Source organism: Flavobacterium soyae, assembly GCF_021245985.1.
Lineage (GTDB): Bacteria > Bacteroidota > Bacteroidia > Flavobacteriales > Flavobacteriaceae > Flavobacterium > Flavobacterium soyae.
Genome location: NZ_JAJQXA010000005.1, coordinates 71847 through 93996, shown reverse-complemented (window position 1 = coordinate 93996; position 22150 = coordinate 71847). Strand labels below are relative to the sequence as shown.

At 33.7% G+C, this 22150-nt stretch carries 9 protein-coding genes; 6 read left to right on the top strand and 3 right to left on the bottom strand.

Going from position 1 to position 22150, the window contains the following annotated elements:
• Nucleotides 1-37: 37 nt before the first annotated feature.
• The 3 genes from LUU93_RS08305 to LUU93_RS08295 form a co-directional block, all read right to left on the bottom strand.
• Nucleotides 38-1585, bottom strand: coding sequence for a glycoside hydrolase family 43 protein (locus LUU93_RS08305; protein ID WP_232680234.1), 1548 nt, complete (start codon nt 1583-1585; stop codon nt 38-40).
• A 74-nt stretch (nt 1586-1659) separates the two neighbouring features.
• A complete protein-coding gene (locus tag LUU93_RS08300) occupies nt 1660-4368 on the bottom strand; it encodes an alpha/beta hydrolase-fold protein (RefSeq protein ID WP_232680232.1) in 2709 nt (902 codons plus the stop codon).
• A gap of 34 nt (nt 4369-4402) precedes the next feature.
• Nucleotides 4403-6046, bottom strand: a complete 1644-nt coding sequence (locus LUU93_RS08295) for a glycoside hydrolase family 43 protein (RefSeq protein WP_232680229.1) — start codon at nt 6044-6046, stop codon at nt 4403-4405.
• A gap of 955 nt (nt 6047-7001) precedes the next feature.
• On the opposite strand from LUU93_RS08295, the gene bglX reads away from it, so the two are divergent.
• From bglX to LUU93_RS08265, 6 genes are all read left to right on the top strand, one after another.
• On the top strand, nt 7002-9281 hold the full coding sequence (gene bglX / locus LUU93_RS08290) for a beta-glucosidase BglX (RefSeq protein ID WP_232680529.1): 2280 nt from the start codon (nt 7002-7004) through the stop codon (nt 9279-9281).
• 393 nt (nt 9282-9674) lie between these two features.
• Complete coding sequence (locus LUU93_RS08285) at nt 9675-13829, top strand: hybrid sensor histidine kinase/response regulator transcription factor (RefSeq protein WP_232680227.1); 4155 nt, start codon at nt 9675-9677, stop codon at nt 13827-13829.
• A gap of 653 nt (nt 13830-14482) precedes the next feature.
• Entirely contained in the window at nt 14483-17587 is a 3105-nt protein-coding gene (locus LUU93_RS08280) for a SusC/RagA family TonB-linked outer membrane protein (RefSeq protein ID WP_232680225.1), read from the top strand.
• A 59-nt stretch (nt 17588-17646) separates the two neighbouring features.
• On the top strand, nt 17647-19170 hold the full coding sequence (locus LUU93_RS08275; protein ID WP_232680223.1) for a RagB/SusD family nutrient uptake outer membrane protein: 1524 nt from the start codon (nt 17647-17649) through the stop codon (nt 19168-19170).
• 8 nt (nt 19171-19178) lie between these two features.
• On the top strand, nt 19179-20282 hold the full coding sequence (locus LUU93_RS08270) for a hypothetical protein (RefSeq protein ID WP_232680221.1): 1104 nt from the start codon (nt 19179-19181) through the stop codon (nt 20280-20282).
• A gap of 135 nt (nt 20283-20417) precedes the next feature.
• Complete coding sequence (locus LUU93_RS08265) at nt 20418-21809, top strand: endo-1,4-beta-xylanase (protein ID WP_232680219.1); 1392 nt, start codon at nt 20418-20420, stop codon at nt 21807-21809.
• Nucleotides 21810-22150 lie beyond the last annotated feature (341 nt).

The window sequence follows — 22150 nt, the reverse complement described above, 5'->3', positions numbered from 1 at the left end:
TTTCTTTTGATTAAAGATTTTACTGTTTGTTTATCATTTAATTTTTATTGTCAAGATGGAAATAATCAAAATCAATATAACCTCCTAAATCTTTCTCTGCATAATTAAAAAGGCCAAATCTATAGCCCATAAAATGAGGAAGTGTGTAGGGCATTTTTATTATGTTTCCTATAGCAATCCATTCTTTTCCATCCAGACTATAGTAAAACCTGCCCAAATCTGCTTTGTCTTTAAAATTGCATGCAGCTTTAAAATAGATTTTAGTTCCGGTGAAGGAAACGCTTTGAATTTCTTTTGAAATGCCATCTATGGTTTCAACCATGACAATTCTTTTTGATCCGTTTTCGGCTTTTATGCCTACCAGACCAAAATCTTTTTGAAGTAAAGAAAGCCCTGCAAAATCGCCTTCTTTCATTTTAGAAACTTCCAACAGAGTTATTCCTGAACATTCTGGCCCAAACGTTCTTTGTGTGAGCGTATTTTTAGCCTGTGTAAAAGTGTTTGTTTTTGAAGCTGTCTTTAATCTTAAATAGCCTTTTCTTTCTTTTACTGACCAAAATGAATTATCAGGATTGTGGTTCCACTGCCAGACTAGGGGTAAATCTTTGTCTCCTTTCTTTCTGTCAAAATCATCAGAGTTCACAATCCCCGGAATTAACCCTTTACTTTCAGGTAAATCTAAGTATTGAGATACTTTATTATTTTCGCCCAAAATTGGCCAGCCGTCTTCCCATTTAACCGGAACAAAATAGGGAATTCGCCCTACGCCTCCGTAGTCTCTAAATAAGTACGAAAACCATTTTCCGTCAGGAGTATCGATTAACCCTCCTTGTGCGACTCCTAAATCCTGCAAGCCAATTTTTCCTTCCCACGGCCCCGTAATTTTATCGGCTCTGTGAATAAGCACTGTACGCATTCCGTCTTTTGGCCAGACAATATTAAATAGATAATATTTACCTTTTATTTTATACAATTGAGAACCTTCTGCGCCAAGCATAATAGCATTTCCTGCCGGACTGCTGGCATTTTCTATTAAAACCTGATCTAATCCGTTTTCTTTTATTCCTGATAAATCAGATTTTAATTCTTTGATAAAAAGTCTGCCATTTCCGTACACCATATAAACTCTGCCATCATCATCAAACAAGATACTGTGATCGTGATATGCCGGGCTAAAACTAATTTCTTTCCACGGTCCTTTTTCGATATCTTTTGTCGTGTATACATAAGTCTTTCCGGTAGTCTGGGCAAAAGTGGTTACATAAAATGTATTGTTGTGAAATCTAATATTACTTGCCCAAGAACCCCGCCCATAGTTGTTTTTATCATTATCCAGATTTAGTTCGTCTGTATTTCCTAAAGTATTAGAGGCATAATTTATTATTTTCCAATTAATTAAATCTTTTGATTTCATGATTGGAACGCCCGGGCTCATGTGCATCGTCGTACTGCTCATATAATAATCACTGCCAACTCTGATGATGGACAAATCAGGAACATCTGCAAAAATTACAGGGTTCTGTGCTTTTTGTGCAGCTAATGAAATCCCAAAAAACAGTAATATGCCACTTAAATATTTTTTCATATTCTTTCTAATTGAATTAAAAACGTTTACACTTTTATATTACTTTCGGAGACTTGTAATCTTCTAAAAAGATTTCAATTGAATAACAATGGGGCAAACTTAAATAAATCGTGTCTCCATACCGGCCAGGTGTGTCCGCCCGGATATTCACTATATTTGTATTTAATTCCCATCTCGTCGAATTTCTTCATCATTATTTTACAATTTTCATAAGCGATATCTTCTTTACCGCCCATTGAAATCCATAATTCTTTAATATTTGAATTAATTGTTGCTGCATTGTTTTTCATAAATTCATACTGAGGTTCTGATAAAGCCGAATTATTGGCCCACCATCCTGAACTAAATACACCAATGCTGGAAAACATATCTGAATTTTTAATCCCTGCATAAAGTGTCTGCAGTCCTCCCATCGACAAACCGGCCAATGCTCTGTTTTTAGGATCTTTTGCTGCTTTAAAATTAATTTCTACAAAAGGTACTGCCTCTGTTTTTAATTCATTTTCAAAGGTTTTAAGTGCATTTTCATTGAAGCCTGCACTTCCTGCTACATTTCCGTCAAGCATTACGATCAGCATTGGTTTTGCTTTATTTTCGGCTATTAAATTGTCTAAGATTAAATTTGCTTTACCCTGAGAAGACCATCCTGTCTGATCTTCGCCTCCTCCATGCAATAAATATAAAACCGGATATTTTTCGCTGGCATTTTCATAACCTGGCGGCGTGTAAACATACATTTCACGCCACGAATTGGTTACTTTTGAAAAGTATTGTTTGATTCTTACCTCTCCATGCGGAACGTTTTTTAAGGTATAAAAATCTCCTTCTTTATTGGGAATTTCAATGCCGCTGGCCATACGTCCCATGCCATAAAATGATTTACTTGCCGGATCAGCTACAGCGACACCATCAATAAGTAAAGAATAGTAATTAAACCCTGGATTTATGACATTAGTTGTTACAGTCCATAATCCTTCAGAATCTCTTACCATATCATATTTCTTACCTAAATCAATTTGCAATCTTGAGGCCTCCGGAGCTTTCATTTTAAAAATAACCCTGTTATCCGGTAATATTTGAGGATACTCAGCATTACGAATATTGGTCTGTGCCAGACTGCCTAAAATAGTATAGTCCGCAAATTTTGACTGATCGACAGGCTTAAATAAAAACTGCGAAAACATATATAATCCATTTTTCCAGACTTTAAAATCATGTACTCCCGGTTCGATGTAATAAATATGCGGTACATTATTTTTTGATAAATAATCGTGTGTACGGGTACTGTTTTCTATAAGCCAGTCTTTATCGCCGCATGAAATCCAAAGCAGTTTGAGTTTCTTTTTTGCTTCTTCGGGGTTAGGCAGTAAATCTTGCGGCATCTTAGTATTTGGCGCTGCCGAAAATGCCCCTACCCAGGCAAACTTATCTAAATTCCCTAATCCGAAATTCAAAGACTGTCCGCCTCCCATAGATAAACCGGCAATTGCACGGTGTTCCCTGTCTTTTAAAACCGGATATTTTTTTTCAATAAATGGAATTAAATCATTTAAAAGATCCTGTTCAAAAACACTGAAAGCTTTTACCTTTTCAGGGTCCATTATATTTCCTGTAGCACTGTCATCTTTCATTGCCCTTCCATTTGGCATAACTACAATCATGGGTTCAATTTTTCCTTCGGCGTAAAGATTATCTAATATAACCTGCGGATTTCCTCCGTTCAGCCATTCTTTTTCATCGCCTCCTATTCCATGTAAAAGGTACAGAACCGGATATTTTTTCTTTTTGTTGAATCCCGGCGGCGTATAAATCGTTGCTTTTCTAACAGAACCTACCGTCTTAGATTCGTAAGTTATGGTCTCGATTTTTCCTTCTTTTACATTTGGGTCAGCCACATCAAATCCAAGCGGTGCCTGAACTATAAAAGGTTCTTTGCCATTAGATAATGCATAACCGGATAACGATAACATTTTTTCGGCGTAACGTCGGCCTAATTCTCTGTAACCATCAGCATTAAAGTGCAGAAAATCAGGTTCAGCCTTACATCCTTTTGAAGAAATAACATAGGCGTTTGGTATAACCTGAGGCAGTTTTGCAATAATCTTGTTCATACTGCTGCATTTACCGTTCTGATCTTCATTTACGGTTTCTCCAGAAAGTAACGGTACTTTTTTAGGATCAAGATTTAAGTCTTTTATTAAATTATCATATACAATTTTCACTTTTTGAGGCCAAAGCGTATCGCCTGTATTCGATTCTCCCTGATGCAATAAAATGCCTTTTATGACGCCTTTTTGCTGCGCAATTTTTGCCATTGCTACTAATCTTGCATATGGATTTCCATCATATTCTTTTACAATGTTTTTTAGCCAGTCTGGAGAACCTGCAACATAAGTTTCGAAATTATTTTTATCAAAAAGTTCAATTTTACAGCCTCCAACAGCAACATTTATAACGCCTACTTTTATTTTATCGGGAAGATTAGAAATCATTGTTCTTCCAAAATAATCTATTGGAGTAAGTCCTGTTGTACATCTGCACAAAGGCGGGACTGCTGTGTACCATTTTCCCATTTCACGTCCCATTTCAGGACAGTTAACTGTGGCTAAAACCTGAAAACGCGGATTTACATTTAGCTTATCCTGTGGTTCAATTTTAGCATAACCTTCCATATTGGATTGTCCTAAACTCAAATAAACATGAAAATCTGAGTCTTGTGAATACCCTTTCTGTACTATTAAAAAAAGAATTACGAATTTTAAAAACCTAATTATTGATTTCATTTGTTTTTGGTTTGAAGATTTAAAAAATGAACAACTATTGTGGATGAGCATCATTGGCAGCGGTAGCATATAAACCTATCAACGCTCCGGTAAAACCTCCGGCGATATTGGTTGAAAGAATATCTCCGGAAACTGGTCCGCCTAAGTTTTCAAAATCAACGCCATTGACAGCATAACTAAATTCATAATTGTCTCCTTTGGCTTTTACCCGCAATCGTAATGAATTTGTTATTTTGATTTTAGAACTTGCTATAATTTTTGACTGTCCTTTTTCTGTTCTTTCTAATAAAATAAAAGTATCATTTCCTTTTTTTGTGATTCCAAATACATAATTAGAGCGCTCATTCTGAAGACAGGCAATACCTGCCAAATCTTTATCTGACTGCGGTTTGTAATCAACGGTGGCAGTAAATGAAAATGTGTTGTGCTGCTGTCTGTAAAAAAGTGTAGAAGTGGGTTTAACTTCTTTAATATTTACTTCAAATGGTGTTATTTCTAAGCCTTTTTTACTTAATGAAATAAAATTTTCCCGAGGCCCCCGCAATCCTATCCATCTGTAATCTAATTTTTTAGAGGTAAAATTTTCGGTAAAAGTGAAATTTCCGTTCGGAAAAAAACCGTCTTTTCCTGTTTTATTTGTAACTCCTGCAGGCATTTTTAATTTGGGCTGCAGGGGAATTAATCCGTTTTCAAAAACAGGAAAATCACCAGACCAGTCAACAGGCAGTATAAAAGTTTCTCTCCCTGTATTTACCCTGTTTTGATTATTAGGACGAATCCCTAAAAAAACGCCATAGTATTTATTTTCCGGCCCCTGAATTAAATCAGCATGACCTGCCCAATCTACTTTGCTGCCTCTGTCTTTTGGAAAATAACGCTGTGTGAGTATTGGATTATTTGATGCCGGTTTGAAAGGTCCTTTAGGATTATCACTTACAAAAATAACTTCACTGTGATTGTCTCCTGTTCCGCCTTCGGCACACATCAAATAATATTTTCCGTTTTTTTTATACAAATGCGGGGCTTCAATCCAGATCGGTTTTTTAGAAAGATCAACGCCTCCGTCTACAATAATTTTATCGGTGCCGGGAATTACTTTATCTGTATTGAGATCATACTCCCAAATTTTTATTACACGATGTCCTTCATACAATTGTTTTCCTTTATCAGGCGCATCATTATGAACAATATAACCTTTGCCGTTGTCATCAAAAAATATAGAAGGATCAATGCCCCCAAAATCTAATTTTATAGGACTTCCCCAGCCTTTCACAGGATCTTTAGTCTTCACAATAATATTTCCCAGCCCGCCAGAAAATGCTGTTACAATCATATAAAAGGTATCATTATGGGAATTATAAGTAATCCCGGGAGCATAAACGCCTTCACTAATTCCTGTATCATGCGGATTAAACTCTGCAGCATTATTTAAAACGCCTCCCAAATCTGTCCAGTTGACTAAATCTTTAGAATGGAAAATGGGTACACCGGGAAACATAGCAAATGAAGAACAGACCATGTAGTAATCATCGCCTTTTTTTGTAATGGCAGGATCAGGATAACAGCCTTGTAAAATTGGCGTATAAAATTCATCCGGTTTTAATGGGTTGTCGTAATAAACCTGATCGTCGCCAATATAACTGACATTAGAAAAAACAGCAGTTTTTTTAGCTTGCATTTTTTTCTGGATCGCGCTTTGAGCTGTCCCTTTAAAAAAACACAAAAACAGTGCAGCTGTTAAAAAAAAGATATTTCTTTTAATCATTTTGTATACTCTTTATTTATTAGAAAATATTAAAAGCCGGGAGAATGCCTCCCGGCTTTAACTAACAAACCCAAAACCAGTATAAGGTAACTGTAATATCAACACTCATTACTATAATTAAATTTGTTATATAAGTTAAATAATGCCCGAATTTTAATAACCGCTTTTCGGCAGCTTACGATAAAAATGTTAGTCCTAAAATTGATTTAAATTAAGTCAGAAATCGACTTATTCAATAAGTGTATTTAAAACAAATATAATAAAAAACAAAACATACACAATCGGTTGTGTATTAATTTTATTAATGATATTTAAAAAAATAAAGCGTAAATAATAATTAATTAAATTTTATAGCTAAAATTGTAAATTATATTAAAAAAAATATTTCCCAAAGGATGCTTCATTATCAAATATAAAATGATCCTTTAAAAATTTTAGTAAAAAAACAAAATGTACTAAAAAACATAAAAATTGAGAAAAAATAAATAAAAAAATATTTTTAAATAAGTTATTTCGTATAATTTATTTAAAATTCGTGCATTTTAAAAATAGAAAGCAATATCAGCCAAAACAACAAATTCAATAAAAAATCAATTAAACAATCGGTTGTTATAAAATACTCCGGAAATTAAAATATCAAAATGCATTCTACTTATTACTGCTCTATTTTTTATTTAAAGTAAGTGAAAACATTAAATACAAAATCAGTCTCGATTTTGCTATTTTTTGTTTTTATCTCTTGTAAAGATTACAAATACATCATTTCTATCATATAATGCTTCAAATCTACTATTCTAATTATTACTCCAAAACTACTTTTACAAGCTTGTATTGAAAAACTATCTAGTATAAAACCAAAAACACAATGATGAAAAAACAAATTAAAAGATATGCATTTTTACTGCTGATCGTTTATGGAAGCGGTTACGCCCAAACAAAAAAACATCTTGATACCAGTAAACCAATAGAAGACCGCATTTCACTTTTGATGAAAGAAATGACATTAGAAGAAAAGGTTGGACAAATGAATCAATATAACGGTTCATGGGATGTTACCGGGCCAAAACCGGAATCTGGTACTAACGAAGAAAAATACAATAATATAAAAAAAGGATGGGTAGGTTCTATGCTGACCGTAAGAGGTGTTAAGGAAGTTAAAGCAGTACAAAAAATAGCAGTTGAGGAAACCCGCCTTGGAATTCCGCTAATTTTTGGTTTTGATGTAATACACGGTTACAAAACCCTCAGCCCTATTCCATTGGCAGAAGCCGCAAGCTGGGATTTAGAAGCCATTAAAAATTCGGCACGAGTGGCTGCTCTTGAAGCCTCTGCTTCTGGATTGAACTGGACTTTTGCACCAAATGTTGATATAGTCAATGATGCACGATGGGGAAGAGTTATGGAAGGCGCTGGCGAAGATCCTTATTTGGGAAGTAAAATTGCTGCGGCAAGAGTTAAAGGTTTTCAGGGTGATAATTTCGGCAATACCTCAGTTATAGCTTGCGCGAAGCATTTTGCTGCTTATGGCTTTGTAGAAGCTGGCCGAGAATACAACAGCGTTGATATGAGTAATTCAAAGCTATACAATACGGTATTACCGCCTTTTAAAGCAGCTGTCGATGCAGGGATTCGTACTTTTATGAATTCGTTTAATACTCTAAATGGAGTTCCTGCAACCGGAAACAGTTTTTTGCAGAGAGATATTTTAAAAGGAGCCTGGGGATTTAAAGGCTTTGTTGTTTCAGACTGGGCTTCTATAGGCGAAATGATTACACATGGTTACGCGGCTAATGCAGCCGATGCAGCTAAAAAAGCAGCCATAGCAGGTTCTGACATGGATATGGAATCAAATGTATATGTGACTGAATTAGTTCAATTAGTAAAAAAAGGGTTGCTCAAAGAAAGTGTGATTGATGATGCTGTACGCAGAATTCTTCGCGTAAAATTTGAATTAGGTTTGTTTGACAACCCTTATAAATATTGTGATGAAGCTCGTGAAAAAGCAAACGTTGGCAGTAAAGCAAATAATGATGACGTTCTGGACATGGCCAAAAAATCTATTGTTTTGCTGAAGAATGATAAAAATCTTCTGCCTTTGAAAAAAACAGGTACTAAAATCGCTTTAATTGGTGCTTTGGCAAATGATAAAAACAGTCCGCTGGGAAGCTGGAGAATTGCTGCCGAAGACAATACCGCAGTATCAGTTTTGGAAGGAATGCAGCAATATAAAGACAACTCATTAGTTTATGAAAAAGGAACGGATGTCGCTGTAAACAAACAATCATTTTTAGACGAAGTAAAAGTTAATACAACTGATTTTTCTGGATTTGAAGCTGCAAAAACAGCTGCAAAAAATGCCGAAGTTGTCGTTATAGTTTTGGGTGAAATTGGTTTTCAAAGCGGTGAAGCCCGCAGCAGAACTGAATTAAGCTTACCGGGAAATCAACAGCAATTGTTAGAGGAAGTTTATAAAGTAAATCCTAATATTGTCTTGGTTTTAAATAATGGGCGTCCGTTAACGTTCCCTTGGGCAGCAGAGCATATTCCTGCTATTGTCGAAGCGTGGCAGTTAGGAACCCAAACCGGAAATGCAGTTGCACAGGTTTTATACGGAGATTATAACCCAAGTGGTAAACTGCCAATGTCTTTTCCAAGAAATGTAGGCCAATGTCCTATTTATTACAATTTGTATAATACCGGAAGGCCGACTGATAAAGACCAAAATGTTTTTTGGTCACATTATTCAGATGTAGAAAAAACACCTTTATATCCTTTTGGCTACGGATTAAGCTATACTTCTTTTGCCTATAAAAATTTAAAAATAGCAAAATCTTCTTTTCAAAAAGGAGAAAAAATTGAAATTTCTGTTGACGTTACCAACACAGGAAACTTTGACGGAAAAGAAATCGTTCAATTGTATATAAATGATCCCGCTGCAAGTATTGTAAGGCCTGTTAAAGAATTAAAAGGTTTTGAGCTTATCGAATTAAAAAAAGGAGAAACAAAAACAGTACATTTTACCTTAACAGATAAGGAAATAGGTTTTTATGACAACGATGGCAAATTTTTAGTAGAACCGGGCATATTCAATGTTATGGTGGGCTGGAATTCAAATGAAGGACTTACGACTAAGTTTGAGCTAAAATAAAGTATTTCAAGAAAAAAAATTAAACACATAGAAACATAGGTTTATTATTTATGAGGAAAGAAGTTAAAAAGAAACTCGTTTCTCACACATAGCTATGTGTATTAAAACTAAGTGAAACGCCTTTTTTTAAGTAAACAAAAGCTATGTTTCTATGTGTTAAAAAAACTACTCCAGCAGGTTAGTATATTTTTTTTTACAATTTTATATCCTGAGTACGATAATTCCTTATAAGGTTATTAATTGTACTCAGGATTTTGGCAATATGCCAAATTTGGACAAAAAAAATTAAGTGTTTTATTTACTTTTATTAATATTGCTTCAAATATTCTCAAAAAGAATCAATTACCCATTTTATTTTCAATGAAAATTGATAATAATAACATTAAAATGTAAATGAAAAATATCAAATATATTCTTTTATGCTTCTTTTCACTTATCAACTGCCTGTTTTCTCAAGGAAAATTTGACAGTTACCAATTTAGAAGCATACAGGAAACTACCACAAAAAGAGCTGTTTCTTCTATTATTCAGGATAACAATGGTTTTATCTGGATAGGCACAAACGGTGCTGGTTTGTATCGATATGACGGGGTAAATTATTTTGGATATAAATACGATAAAAAACCCGGATCTGTAAACAGCAACTTTATTTACACCACTTTTATTGATTCTAATAATAATTTATGGGTGGGTACAGATGAAGGATTGTGTTTGTACAACAGAGATTTAGATAATTTTACAAAAATCAATATTGAGGATGTAATTACAAAAGGATATAGTGAACCCATTACCGTAAAAACAATTATTGAAGACAATAACGGCAATTTATTCTTAGGGGCTTATGGTTTTGGATTATTCAAACTTAATATAAAGACTTTAAAAGCTTCGCTGGTTCACTCAAAGGTGTTGGACAAACCTAATTTTCTAATAAAATCTTCGGTAAAAAATAAGCAGGGAATTATTTATTTAGGAACCAGTTATGGTCTTTTAGAGATCGATTTAAACGGAAAAGTTAAACAGGTTTACAAAGACAAATTTAAAAGAGAACCTTTGCTGGACGATATAGAAAGCCTTGTTATTGATAAATTTGGATATCTGTGGATGGGAACGACTGAAAACGGTCTGATAAAAATTAAACCCGAAACTGATAATTATCAATTTGAAAAATACACTATTACCAAAAACAAAATCTTATCGATCGTACAAAGCAATCTGGATTACATTGTATGCGGTACAGAAAATGACGGATTACTGGTTGTAAATTATAAAGGACAAGTCCTTCGAAAATACCTGCACAGTAAATACGATAATTTTAGTTTAAAATCTAATTCCGTTTGGTCGTTATACGAAGACAAAGAAAAACGGCTCTGGTTAGGATATTTTAATAAAGGACTTGGTGTTTTTGATAAACCTAATAACAAATTCAATTCTCTTGAATCACTTGTAAATAATGATAATTCTTTGCAGACTAGTCATGTAACTTCAGTTATAAAAGATAAAAAGGGAAATTTATTAATAAGTAATGAAGGCGGCGGACTCGACATTTATAATCTTACGAATAAAAGTTACATTCACATTAATCAAAATAATCAAAACTATTACTCTGGTTTAGATGCTTTTGATATTCAGACCATATTTGTAGACAGTAAACAAAATATCTGGATAGGAAGCTGGGATCGAGGAATCTATTTTTTAAAAAATGGCACTACCCGATTCATAAACTACAATACTACAAATACTACAGGATTAAAATCGAATCGAATTTTTAGTTTTTCGGAAGATTCAAAAGGCCGAATCTGGATTGGAACTTTTATAAAAGGGCTGCATTATTTTGATAATAAAAGCAGCACATTTGTGCATTGTGACTCTAAACCTTTTTCAGATAATGCTTTAGACAATGCTTTTATCCGTAAAGTCTTTGTAGACTCAGATAATGTGTTGTGGGTAGGAACAATCTTAGGATTATATCAGGTAAGTTTAAAAGACGAATCCGGCTTTAAAGTGGCAAAAATGCGCGATGCAATGTTTAGCGGCATAAATAAGCACAACAGTATTCAAACTATTTTATCCATTTATGAATCTAATGATAAAACGATATGGATAGGAACTGACGGGCAGGGATTATTTAGTTATAATAAAAAAAATAAGGTATTTTCTAATTATGATGATTTTCCGGGTTTTAAAGAAAAATCTGTTCGTGCCATAATTTCAGACAATAACGGTTCATTATGGGTAAGCGGCGGATCTGGTTTAACAAAACTGGATTTTAAAAATAAGAAAAGTACCAATTTCAATAAAGATGATGGTCTTATTGATAACGATTTTAATAATAATGCCGTCTTTAAAGATGGAAACGGAGAGTTGTATTTTGGCGGTTATGAAGGCGTAAATTATTTTAATCCAAACGAAATTAAAAAAACAGAAAAAGCGCCAAGATTGTATTTTAGTGATTTTAAATTATTCAATCGATCCGTAAAACCAAATGAAGAAGCTTCGCCTTTAACCAAAGTAATTTCGCAGACTAAAGAAATTACGCTTAACTACACACAATCTGTTTTTACGATTGAATATGTGGGAATTAACTACAATTATTCTAAAAAAAATCAATACGCCTATTACCTCGAAGGTTTTGAAAAAGACTGGAATTATGCCGGAAATAACAGAACAGCAACCTATACAAATCTTGCGCCGGGCAATTATACTTTTAAAGTAAAATCAGCCAATGCAGATGGTTCCTGGAGCAATAACCAATTAGAACTAAAAATAAAAATTCTTCCCCCGTGGTGGAAAACCTTTTGGGCTTATTTAATCTACGTCACTATTTTAATTTTTCTAATTAGATATATTAATAAGATTTATCAAAATCGTTTTAAAGCGAAGCAGGCCATTATTTTAGAAAAAGAAAAAACCATTCAGTTAGAGAAATTAAACAATAAAAAATTACAGTTTTTTACCAATATCTCGCATGAATTCAGGACACCATTAACGCTGATTATTAATCCGCTGGAAGATATTTTAAGAAGCAAAAAATTGTCTCCAGAAATACATAATAAATTAAAAATTGTACACAAAAGCTCTGACAGGCTTTCCAGGCTTATTAATGAGCTTATGGATTTTAATAAATTAGAGTTTAATAAAATTTCGCTTCAGGCGAAGAACATTGAAGTCGTAGCCTTTACAGAAGGAATTATTGGCTATTTTGATGAAGAAGCCGCTGCCCGAAACATTAAAGTTAATTTTGAGTCATCACAAGATGAACTCGAAGACTGGCTCGATCCTAAGATGCTGGAAAAAATACTTTTTAATATTATTTCAAACGCATTCAAATTTACTCCGGATAATGGTTCTATAACTATTTCTATAGACACATCAGATACAGATAATGCATTGATAATTAATGGAGAAAAAGTTCCTTCGTTTTCAATAACAATTACAGATACAGGTTCAGGAATTCGTAAAAAAGATTTAAACAGAATTTTTGACCGGTTCTACCAGGTCAATAATGTAAATAAAGATTATTACGGCAGCACCGGAATTGGTTTAGAGGTTGTCAAAGAATTTATTGAGCTGCATAAAGGAAAAATTGAAGTGGAAAGTGAAGTTGGAGAAGGCACAAAATTTAAGGTAACATTTCCTTTAGGCAGGTCTTTTTATAAAAAAAGTGAAATAATAGATGAGATTTTTAAAACAGAAAAAAACAAAAATCAATTTTTATTTGACACTGCTGATAATCAAACCAATGAAGATGATTTTACGGATGAAGCCATCGACAACCCTGCAGAAAAAACTGCAAAACCTTATACAGTTTTGATTGTCGAAGACAATCCTGAATTAAGAGGTTATTTAAAAGAGGAACTGAGTAAAACCTACAAAGTTATTACAGCCGAAAATGGTAAAAAGGGCTACGAACTTGCGGTGCAAAAATTACCGGATTTAATAATTACAGATGTTATTATGCCGGTTATGGATGGACTGCAGTTGTGTAAAAACATAAAAGGAGATTTAAAAACAAGTCACATTCCTTTATTAATGCTGTCGGCAAAAGCAATGGTAAAAGACAGATTAGAAGGGATCGATTCTGGTGCAGATATGTATTTAAGCAAACCATTTGAACTGGATATTTTAAAATCAAGCCTGGCACAGCTTATTACAAGCAGACAGATCATGTTTAAGAAATTTTACAGCGGCATTACAAAACAAGGCAAAGAAAAAACAACATCGCTGGATAATGATTTCATTCAAAAAATCCTGCATTTTATTAATGAAAATATCAGCGAACCAGAATTGACTGTAGAACTTTTGTCTTCTAAAATCTTCCTGAGCAGAAGTCAGCTGTATCGAAAAATAAAAACATTAACAGGCATTTCTGTTAACGAGTTTATTAGAAATGTACGATTAGAGAAAGCAAAACAGCTTATTGAACAAGGCAACAATAATATTAACGAAATAAGCTATAAAGTTGGGTTTACTTCTCCCTCCTATTTTGCCAAATGTTATAAAGTTAAATACGGCCATTTACCTAATCAGGAAAAAAAGACAAAAGAATAAACTATACAAAAACAATTTAAAAAAGACAATAATTAACCCGTTGGGTGAAATTAATTTAACACATAGAAACATAGATTTAGAATGCTTAAAAAAGGCGTTTCACTTGTTTAACATAGTTGGCTATGTGTTAGAAACGAGTTTCTTTTTAAGCTCTTTCTTAGTAGAAAAATCTATGTCTCTATGTGTTGAATAAAAAATATATGAATTACACCCAACGGGTAATCATTAATTAGTAAAGAGCTTCGGTTTAAAACTGAAGCTCTTTTTTTGTCAGTCAATTTTTTCAAAAATCGCAGCTTTAAACTTCAAATAAAAATCAACATATAAAAAATATTGCTGCTGTTTTTTAAATAAACAATATTTTTTAAGCAAAAATTTTAGCAATAGCTCAGTACCTGTTTTTAATGCATTAGAAGCTTATTTTACTGATAACAGGGGTTCAGAAGTTTTTTTTGCATCATCTGTTGCACAATATGCATCATCTGTTCTATAATACAACATCTCTACAATTTACTTTCGTTAAGAAAAATTTAAGAAAAAAGTTCTCTTGTCAAAACTCAAAATAATCAACCGGCAAAAGATCAAAATTTTAAATGTTTTTCTAAAACTTAACGATTAACTAATTATTTCAAGTAAACTAACAACCAAATTTTATGCAGAAAAGAACATTAAAAAAACTATTGTGTTTAATAGTATGTATGTGGGGGAATTTTTTCTTCGCTCAAACTGTTAAAGGTAAAGTAACATCAGGCGGAGCCAACCTGCCGGGTGTTAGTGTAATAGTACAAGGAACAAAAAACGGAACAGTTACCGATTTTGACGGCAGCTTCGTTTTAAACAATGTAGAATCAAAAGCTATCCTGCTTTTTAGTTATGTAGGATATAGAAATTTATCACTGCCGGCAGATACAAAATCTGTTATGCAGGTTACTATGGTAAATGACCTGGAGAAATTAAATGAAGTAGTGGTTATAGGATACGGAACTTCCAAAAGAAAAGATATCAATGGAGCGGTTTCTTCTATTAAAGCCTCTGAAATTCAGGACAAGCCCTTTGTCTCTATCGATCAGGCTCTTGTAGGTAAAGCCGCAGGGGTAAACGTTACCCAAAATTCAGGTACGCCCGGAGGTGGAATCTCGGTACAGATTAGAGGAATTACTTCTATTAACGGAAATGAACCTTTGTATGTTATTGACGGAACACCGGTTTTTGCAGATAAAAACAACGATTCTTTTTCATTCAGCGCATTAGGCGGAGGAAGCGGACAAACTAAAAACTCGGCTTTGTCTGGTTTGAATATCTCAGACATCGAAAGTATTGATATTCTAAAAGATGCATCGGCAACAGCAATTTATGGTTCAAATGGAGCAAATGGTGTTGTTTTAATTACAACCAAAAAAGGAAAAAAAGGAAAATCAAAATTTGCATACGAAACGTATTTAGGTACACAACAAGTAACCAATACAGTTGATGTTTTAAACTTACCTCAGTATGCAGCTTATCAGGCAAAAATTTTCAAATTAAATGGTGAACCTGTTCCTTATCAATATCAAAAACCTAATTTATTAGGAAATGGAACAAACTGGCAGGATGAACTTTTTAGAACAGCTACAATGTACAATCATCAGCTTTCATTCTCTGGTGAAAAAGAAGGAACACGTTTTTACACCTCTTTAAATTATTTTGATCAGGAAGGAATTGTTTTAAATTCAGATTTCAACAGATTATCGATGCGATTAAATGTTGATTCTAATGTAAAATCATGGCTGAAAATTGGTAACAGCTTATCAGTAAGTAAGACATCTCAGCAAGTAGTAAGAAACGATGACAGAGGTGGTTTAGTTATGAACGCATTAAGACAATCTCCCGAATTACCTGTAAGGTTTCCTGATGGTTCTTATGCAGGGCCGACTAGTGGTTTAGGATCTTCGGCAAATGAAGCAACTAATCCAATTGCTTTGGCAGAATACAACAATTCTACTACTGAAAGATTTAAAATTAATGGTAATTTATTTGCTGATTTTACCCTTATCAAAGGATTGGTTTTTAGAACAGAATTAGGGTATGATTTGAATTTTTCAAAAAGTGCCACTTTTGTACCTAAATACACTTTAGGAAGTGTAACTGAAACTTTAAACAAATCATTCAAACAGCAGGATCAAAGCTATTATTGGAATATTAAAAATTATTTGACTTATAATAAAACAATAAACGATAATCACAATTTTACTTTCTTATTAGGTCAGGAAGCGCAGGAAAGCCGTTATGAATATTTAAGCGGTTACAGAACAGGTACCTTTTTAAATAAAGATTTTACAAACTTAAACATAGGAGATATTGATACTGCACTGAACGGAAATGGTTCTGGAAGATGGTCAATGTCATCTTATATTACGAGGTTAAATTACAGTTTTTCTGACAGATATTCTTTCTCTGCTTCTTTAAGAGCCGATGCTTCATCAAACTTTGGGCCTAACAACAAATGGGGATATTTCCCTTCATTCTCCGGAGGATGGACAGTTAGTAATGAAGAGTTCTTTCAGCCTTTATCAAACAGCATAAATTACTTAAAATTTAGAGCAGGTTACGGTTTGGTAGGAAATCAAAATATTCCGGCAAACAGATATCAGACTATTTTATCATTGCTTGCATCTCCTTTTGGAGGCGTTTCTCCAACAATTGACAATTTAGGAAACCCTGATATTAAATGGGAATCTCTTAAATCTTTCAATGCTGGTTTTGAATTGGCAACACTTAACAACAGAGTAAAATTAGATTTTGATTATTATATTAAAAATTCATCAGATTTCCTTACTAAACAAATCAATGATGAATCGAATCAAAGTGCCCTTAATTATTACCTGAATACGGGTGAAATTGTAACAAAAGGAATCGAGCTTACATTAAATACAAGAAATATCGTTACTGATAATTTTACATGGGACAGCACGATTATTTTTTCAAAATACAATAATGAGCTGACTAGTTTTCAAGGTCAGGGCAAATCTTTATTAGGAAAAGTACAATTCGATTTATATAACGTTACCAAAACTACAGAAGGACAGCCGGTAGGGCAATTTTATGGATATGTAACAGATGGTTTATTCAAAAATGCTGCTGAATTAGCTGCAGGGCCAGTTCAGGAAACTGGAACAGGAATTGGGGATATTCGTTTTAAAGACCTTAACAACGATGGAAAAATTGATAGTAAAGACCAAACTGCCATAGGAAGTGCAATTCCTGATTTTACTTATTCATTCACCAATAACTTTAAATACAAAAACTTTAATTTATCAGTTGTTTTGACAGGTAGTCAAGGTAATCAGATTTACAACTTTACACGCCATTATACTGATGGGATTTACCCGGGATTTGGCGATAGATTTGGAAATGTCAGCACTCAGGCACTGCAGGCTTTTGAACCTGGAGTAAACGAAAATACTGATGTACCGAGAATTACACTTAATGACCCAAATGGTAACGGTAGAATTTCGAATAGATTCGTTGAAGATGGTTCTTATTTAAGAATTCAAAACGTCTCTTTGAGCTATGATTTACCAAATAAGATATTTGATAACTCTTTTATATCTAAAGTAAGATTGTATGTAAACGTTCAAAATTTATACACGTTTACAAAATATAACGGTTTTGACCCTGCCCTTGGAAATTTAGATCAAAATATAACACTGAGCGGAATTGATTTAGGACGTTATCCTGTGCCAAGAACAACTTCAGTAGGAGTAAATTTAGAATTCTAAGATTGATAAAAAACATATTTAACTTAATGATTCATACTCATTAACATAAAAAAATAGTTATGAAAAAACTTTTTAAACTTTTTATGATGGGAATGCTGATACCATTGCTGTCTTTATTTTCTTGTTCAGATGATTTTTTGGATGCACCATCTGAAAATCAATTAACACCAGCTGATTTACCTGAAGGGGTTACAGCTTTTGACGGAATTGCTGAGAGTTTGTACTTTAAACCGTGGTTTACTTTTAACGATAAATTCCTGATTGCTGTAGGCGATATGTATGCCGGCAACGCTTTTACATTTGACGGTGCTTATGCGCAGTTTAAAGATGCTCAGGTAACCTCACAAAACCCAATCCTTACAGAAGGATACGTTTCGTTATTTTCGGTTGTCGATCAATCTAATAATTTAATGAGTTTAGTAGAAGCCCGAAAAAGCGAACTGCCTGAAGCATCCTATAAAAATGCTATTGCAATATCAAGATTCATGAGAGCAAATGCTTATTTCTATCTGGTAAGAACTTTTGGAGCTGTGCCTATTATTAATAAAGCAGGTTCTGCAGCACAGCCAAAAAGAAATCTTGTTTCAGATGTTTATAAATTCATCAAACAAGATTTAGAATATGCTGTCGCAAATTTACCTGAAAAAGCAGCAAAGAAAGGGTACGTTACTAAATATGCTGCTATGGGGATTCTTGCAAAAGTGCATTTGACTCTAAATGAATATGGAGAATGTGCCGCTTTAACCCAGAAAATTATTGGAAACCAATATACTTTAATTAAGGATTATGGAAACTTGTTCAGCAGTCCGGAAAATAACAACAGTGCAGAGAGTATGTTTGCTTTGCAATGGAAAGCTATTGCAACAGAATGGGGAACACAAAATACAAATCAGGCTTATATAGTTCCCGCAGGTACAGGAATTACAGGCGGTGGTGACGGATGGGGAGTTTACCTTCCTTCTATTTCATTACAAAATGTTTTTGAACCAAACGATACCAGAAAAAAGAGTACTATTATGACCGATGGTGACTTTTACCCTGAATTGTTAAAAGATAATGGTGGTTTTCTTTATAAAAAAATATACTCTTCTACAGCGGCTAATTTTAGAAAATACATTGTAGGTTCTGCTGCTGAAAGAAACGATGTATTTTTTATGAAAACTTCACAAAACACCATCATATTAAGATATTCTGATATTTTATTAATGAATTCTGAGGCGATTTTGGCCGGAGCCGGTTCAACTACTTCCCCAGCTGCTTTAAGTACTTTCAATCAAGTAAGATCAAGAGCAGGATTACCTACTAAAACTGTATTAACAAGAGACGACCTTTTTAATGAAAGAAGAGTTGAGTTTGCTCTTGAAGGACAATATTTCTTTGATTTAAAACGCCGAGGTCTGGCCGAAGCAACAGCAATTATTTCACAGCAGGAAGTTGGTTTTTATTCTGATGATGCCAGAACAGATCTGGTTTCCAGAAAAATAACTCCGGGAAGTAATTATTTTGAACTGCCATTACCGCAGTCTGCTATTGATACTAATCCATCATTATTAGAACCTCCGGTTCCTTTTAACTTTAACTAACTTATATTATGATCAATAAAATAAAATATAGAATTCTAATTCTTTTCGCATTGGCTTCATTTACAGCTTGCCAAAATGACGATGCGGTTACTGCAAACGTAGATGCTATGGTTGCTGAACCCGGAGATTTACTTAATCAGGCCTTTCCATTAAATAAAGTCAGAGTTGAAGGCAAAGGTTTAGAGGGATTAAAAAAGATTACACTGGATAATAAAATTAACATCAGTTTCAATCCAAACTATAACTCAGATAAATCTTTTATTTTCACGATTCCTTTTGATGAAAAACTAGGAAGCAGATTTGGGGTACAGCCTATTACATTTGTAACCGCATCTGGTACGCTGACTAAAAATATTGAAATTTTACAGCCTGTTCCAACGATTACAAAAACAATTCCGGCTGTAGCAACTCCGGGATTTCCTCTGGAAATTGAGGGTACTTGGTTTTATAATATTTCATCGGTAACTTTAGGAGGAAAAGCGTTAAGTTATACTGTAAAATCGTCTTCTTCGATTATTATCGGTTTACCTTCAGATGCAGTTTCAGGATCAGAACTTGTGATTACTACACCCGGAGGTGACGCAAAAAAAACAATAAATTTTGCTACGATCGTTCTTGTATCTGATTTTGACGGAAATGGCGTAAGAAAAGATTGGTTTTCTTATGGTGATGTCGCTTCTTTTGATGCAAATACTGCTGGCGGGCCAACAGGCAATTATGCAACATTTACCTGGTCTGGTGCTACCGCAAATGGCTACAACGGAAGCAGCGCCGGAGGAGGAAGCAGTTTCTTAAGCGCAGGTAATACAGATGCTAAAAAAACTTATATAGATATTGATATAAGTGCGAATGTTGCAGGGGCACAATTTGCCATTCAATTAAATACTATTGATGGTAAAGACTATGCCTATAATTTTAAAATCACCGATGTAAACTGGGCGACCAAAACAATTTCAATAGCCGATTTTAAAGATAATTATGGTTATGGGTCAAATTCAGCAGTTACATTAGATGTTTCTAAAATAAATGAAATCAAAATTGGCGTTATTCAAAATGATACTCCTAATCCAAGTGTAATAAAATACGATAATATTAAAATTCGTTACCAATAATTGATTGGCTTTGTATTCAAACTTAAAAAAAGAGGTTGTAATCAAAAACAGCCTCTTTTATAAAAAGTAAACCAAATAAATAACTATAAATAAGGATATTCTCTCTAAAAAGAATATTCTATAATAAAAAACAGTATGAAAATTAAATTTTTACTAATGCTGACCTGCTTCGTCTTCCTTTTAAATGCCTGCTCAAAAGACGATAACGAAGCTGCTGATACTTTAGAAACCCCAATTGCAAACGCTCCAAAAGATGTAAATGATAATGGTTTTAAAGCAAAATGGAATTATGTTTCCAATTCAAAAAGCTATCTTTTGGATGTTTCATCCAGCGCAGATTTCACCACTTTTATCTCAAATTACAATGCAAAAGAAGTTACTGATTTAAATGAAGTCGTAGCAGGTTTAACCGGAGGAACACAATATTATTACCGAGTAAGAGCCAAAAATGAAACAGAAATTTCAGGTTATTCAAATGTAATTAGTGTTGTTACTACAGGTTCAAGCGGTATTCCTGAAGACCCTGCTTTTTTAAAGGTAAAAGTAAATAAACTAGCCAGCCCATTTTTTGTAGGTATGTCTATAAAAGCTTCGCAATTAACGAATGGAAGTCCTTATGATGTCATTTTAAAAAATGAATTCAGCAGTATTTCTGCCGAATACGAAATGAAAATGGATAAAATTTCTACAGCAAGCGGTGTTTACGACTGGACTGTAGCTGATAAAATTGTGGCGTACGGAAATGATAATGGTATTAATGTTCACGGTCATGCTTTAGTATGGCATAATGCAGTGCCACAGTGGTTAAAAGATTTTTCTGGTACTGATGCCGAATTTGCTGCAGAAGTAAAAAAATACATCACGGCTGTTGTTACCCATTATGCAGGAAAAGTAAAATCCTGGGATGTGGTTAATGAAGCTGTAGATGACAATGGCGGTACTATGAGAAATACTATTTTTCTTAAAAGAATGGGACCTAATTATGTAAAAGACTGTTTTCAATGGGCAAGAGACGCTGCAAATGCAGCTGGCGACACATCATTATTATTATTCTACAATGATTATGCGACTTCAGCTAATACCGCAAAACAAAATAAAGTTTTTAGCCTTGTCGATGATTTAAAAGCAGGCAATGTGATTGATGGTATTGGTTTTCAAATGCACAACACTTATTTAAGCCCAACCAAAGCTCAAATAGAAGCAGATCTTAACAAAGCTGTGTCAAGAGGTTTAAAAATTCACGTTTCAGAATTAGATATACAAGTAAATCAATTTAATGATATTTCTAGTTTTACAAACGAAAGAAGATTAGCCCAAAAAGAAAAATACAAAGAAATGGTGAAAATTTATAATGCGCTTCCGACAGCAAATAAATATGCCTTAACAATTTGGGGAATGAAGGATAATGAATCATGGATTCCATTTAACGCTGAACTGGGCCACCCAGGAAATGACTGGCCATTACTGTATGATTCAAATTTTGCAATCAAAAGTTCGCATACCGGATTCCTTGAAGGTTTAGATTAAATTTTAAAAAGAGGCTGTCTCAAAAGTCAGAGCAGCCCCTATTTATTTTACACGTTTCTTTGTTCCGTAGGAACATTTCATAGGTAGAAATTATATTATTATCATCGTTTACGTTCCGTAGGAACGTTTGATATACCAGATTATTAAAAAACGATGTCAAAATCAAACGTTCCTACGGAACGTAAATGTGGATGACCTCTATTTTTTCTACCTATGAAACATTCCTAATGGAATGAAACCCGAAATCAAAAAATAACAAGTTATATTCTTTGTTCCGTAGGAACATTTCATTTGTAGAAACAAGTTAAGTTTGCTTTAAAACAAACAAATAATTATAGTAA

Coding starts and splice junctions, on each gene's coding strand:
- LUU93_RS08305 (WP_232680234.1), bottom strand. CDS start 1,585: ATGAAAAAATATTTAAGTGGCATATTACTGTTTTTTGGGATTTCATTA.
- LUU93_RS08300 (WP_232680232.1), bottom strand. CDS start 4,368: ATGAAATCAATAATTAGGTTTTTAAAATTCGTAATTCTTTTTTTAATA.
- LUU93_RS08295 (WP_232680229.1), bottom strand. CDS start 6,046: ATGCAAGCTAAAAAAACTGCTGTTTTTTCTAATGTCAGTTATATTGGC.
- bglX (WP_232680529.1), top strand. CDS start 7,002: ATGAAAAAACAAATTAAAAGATATGCATTTTTACTGCTGATCGTTTAT.
- LUU93_RS08285 (WP_232680227.1), top strand. CDS start 9,675: ATGAAAAATATCAAATATATTCTTTTATGCTTCTTTTCACTTATCAAC.
- LUU93_RS08280 (WP_232680225.1), top strand. CDS start 14,483: ATGCAGAAAAGAACATTAAAAAAACTATTGTGTTTAATAGTATGTATG.
- LUU93_RS08275 (WP_232680223.1), top strand. CDS start 17,647: ATGAAAAAACTTTTTAAACTTTTTATGATGGGAATGCTGATACCATTG.
- LUU93_RS08270 (WP_232680221.1), top strand. CDS start 19,179: ATGATCAATAAAATAAAATATAGAATTCTAATTCTTTTCGCATTGGCT.
- LUU93_RS08265 (WP_232680219.1), top strand. CDS start 20,418: ATGAAAATTAAATTTTTACTAATGCTGACCTGCTTCGTCTTCCTTTTA.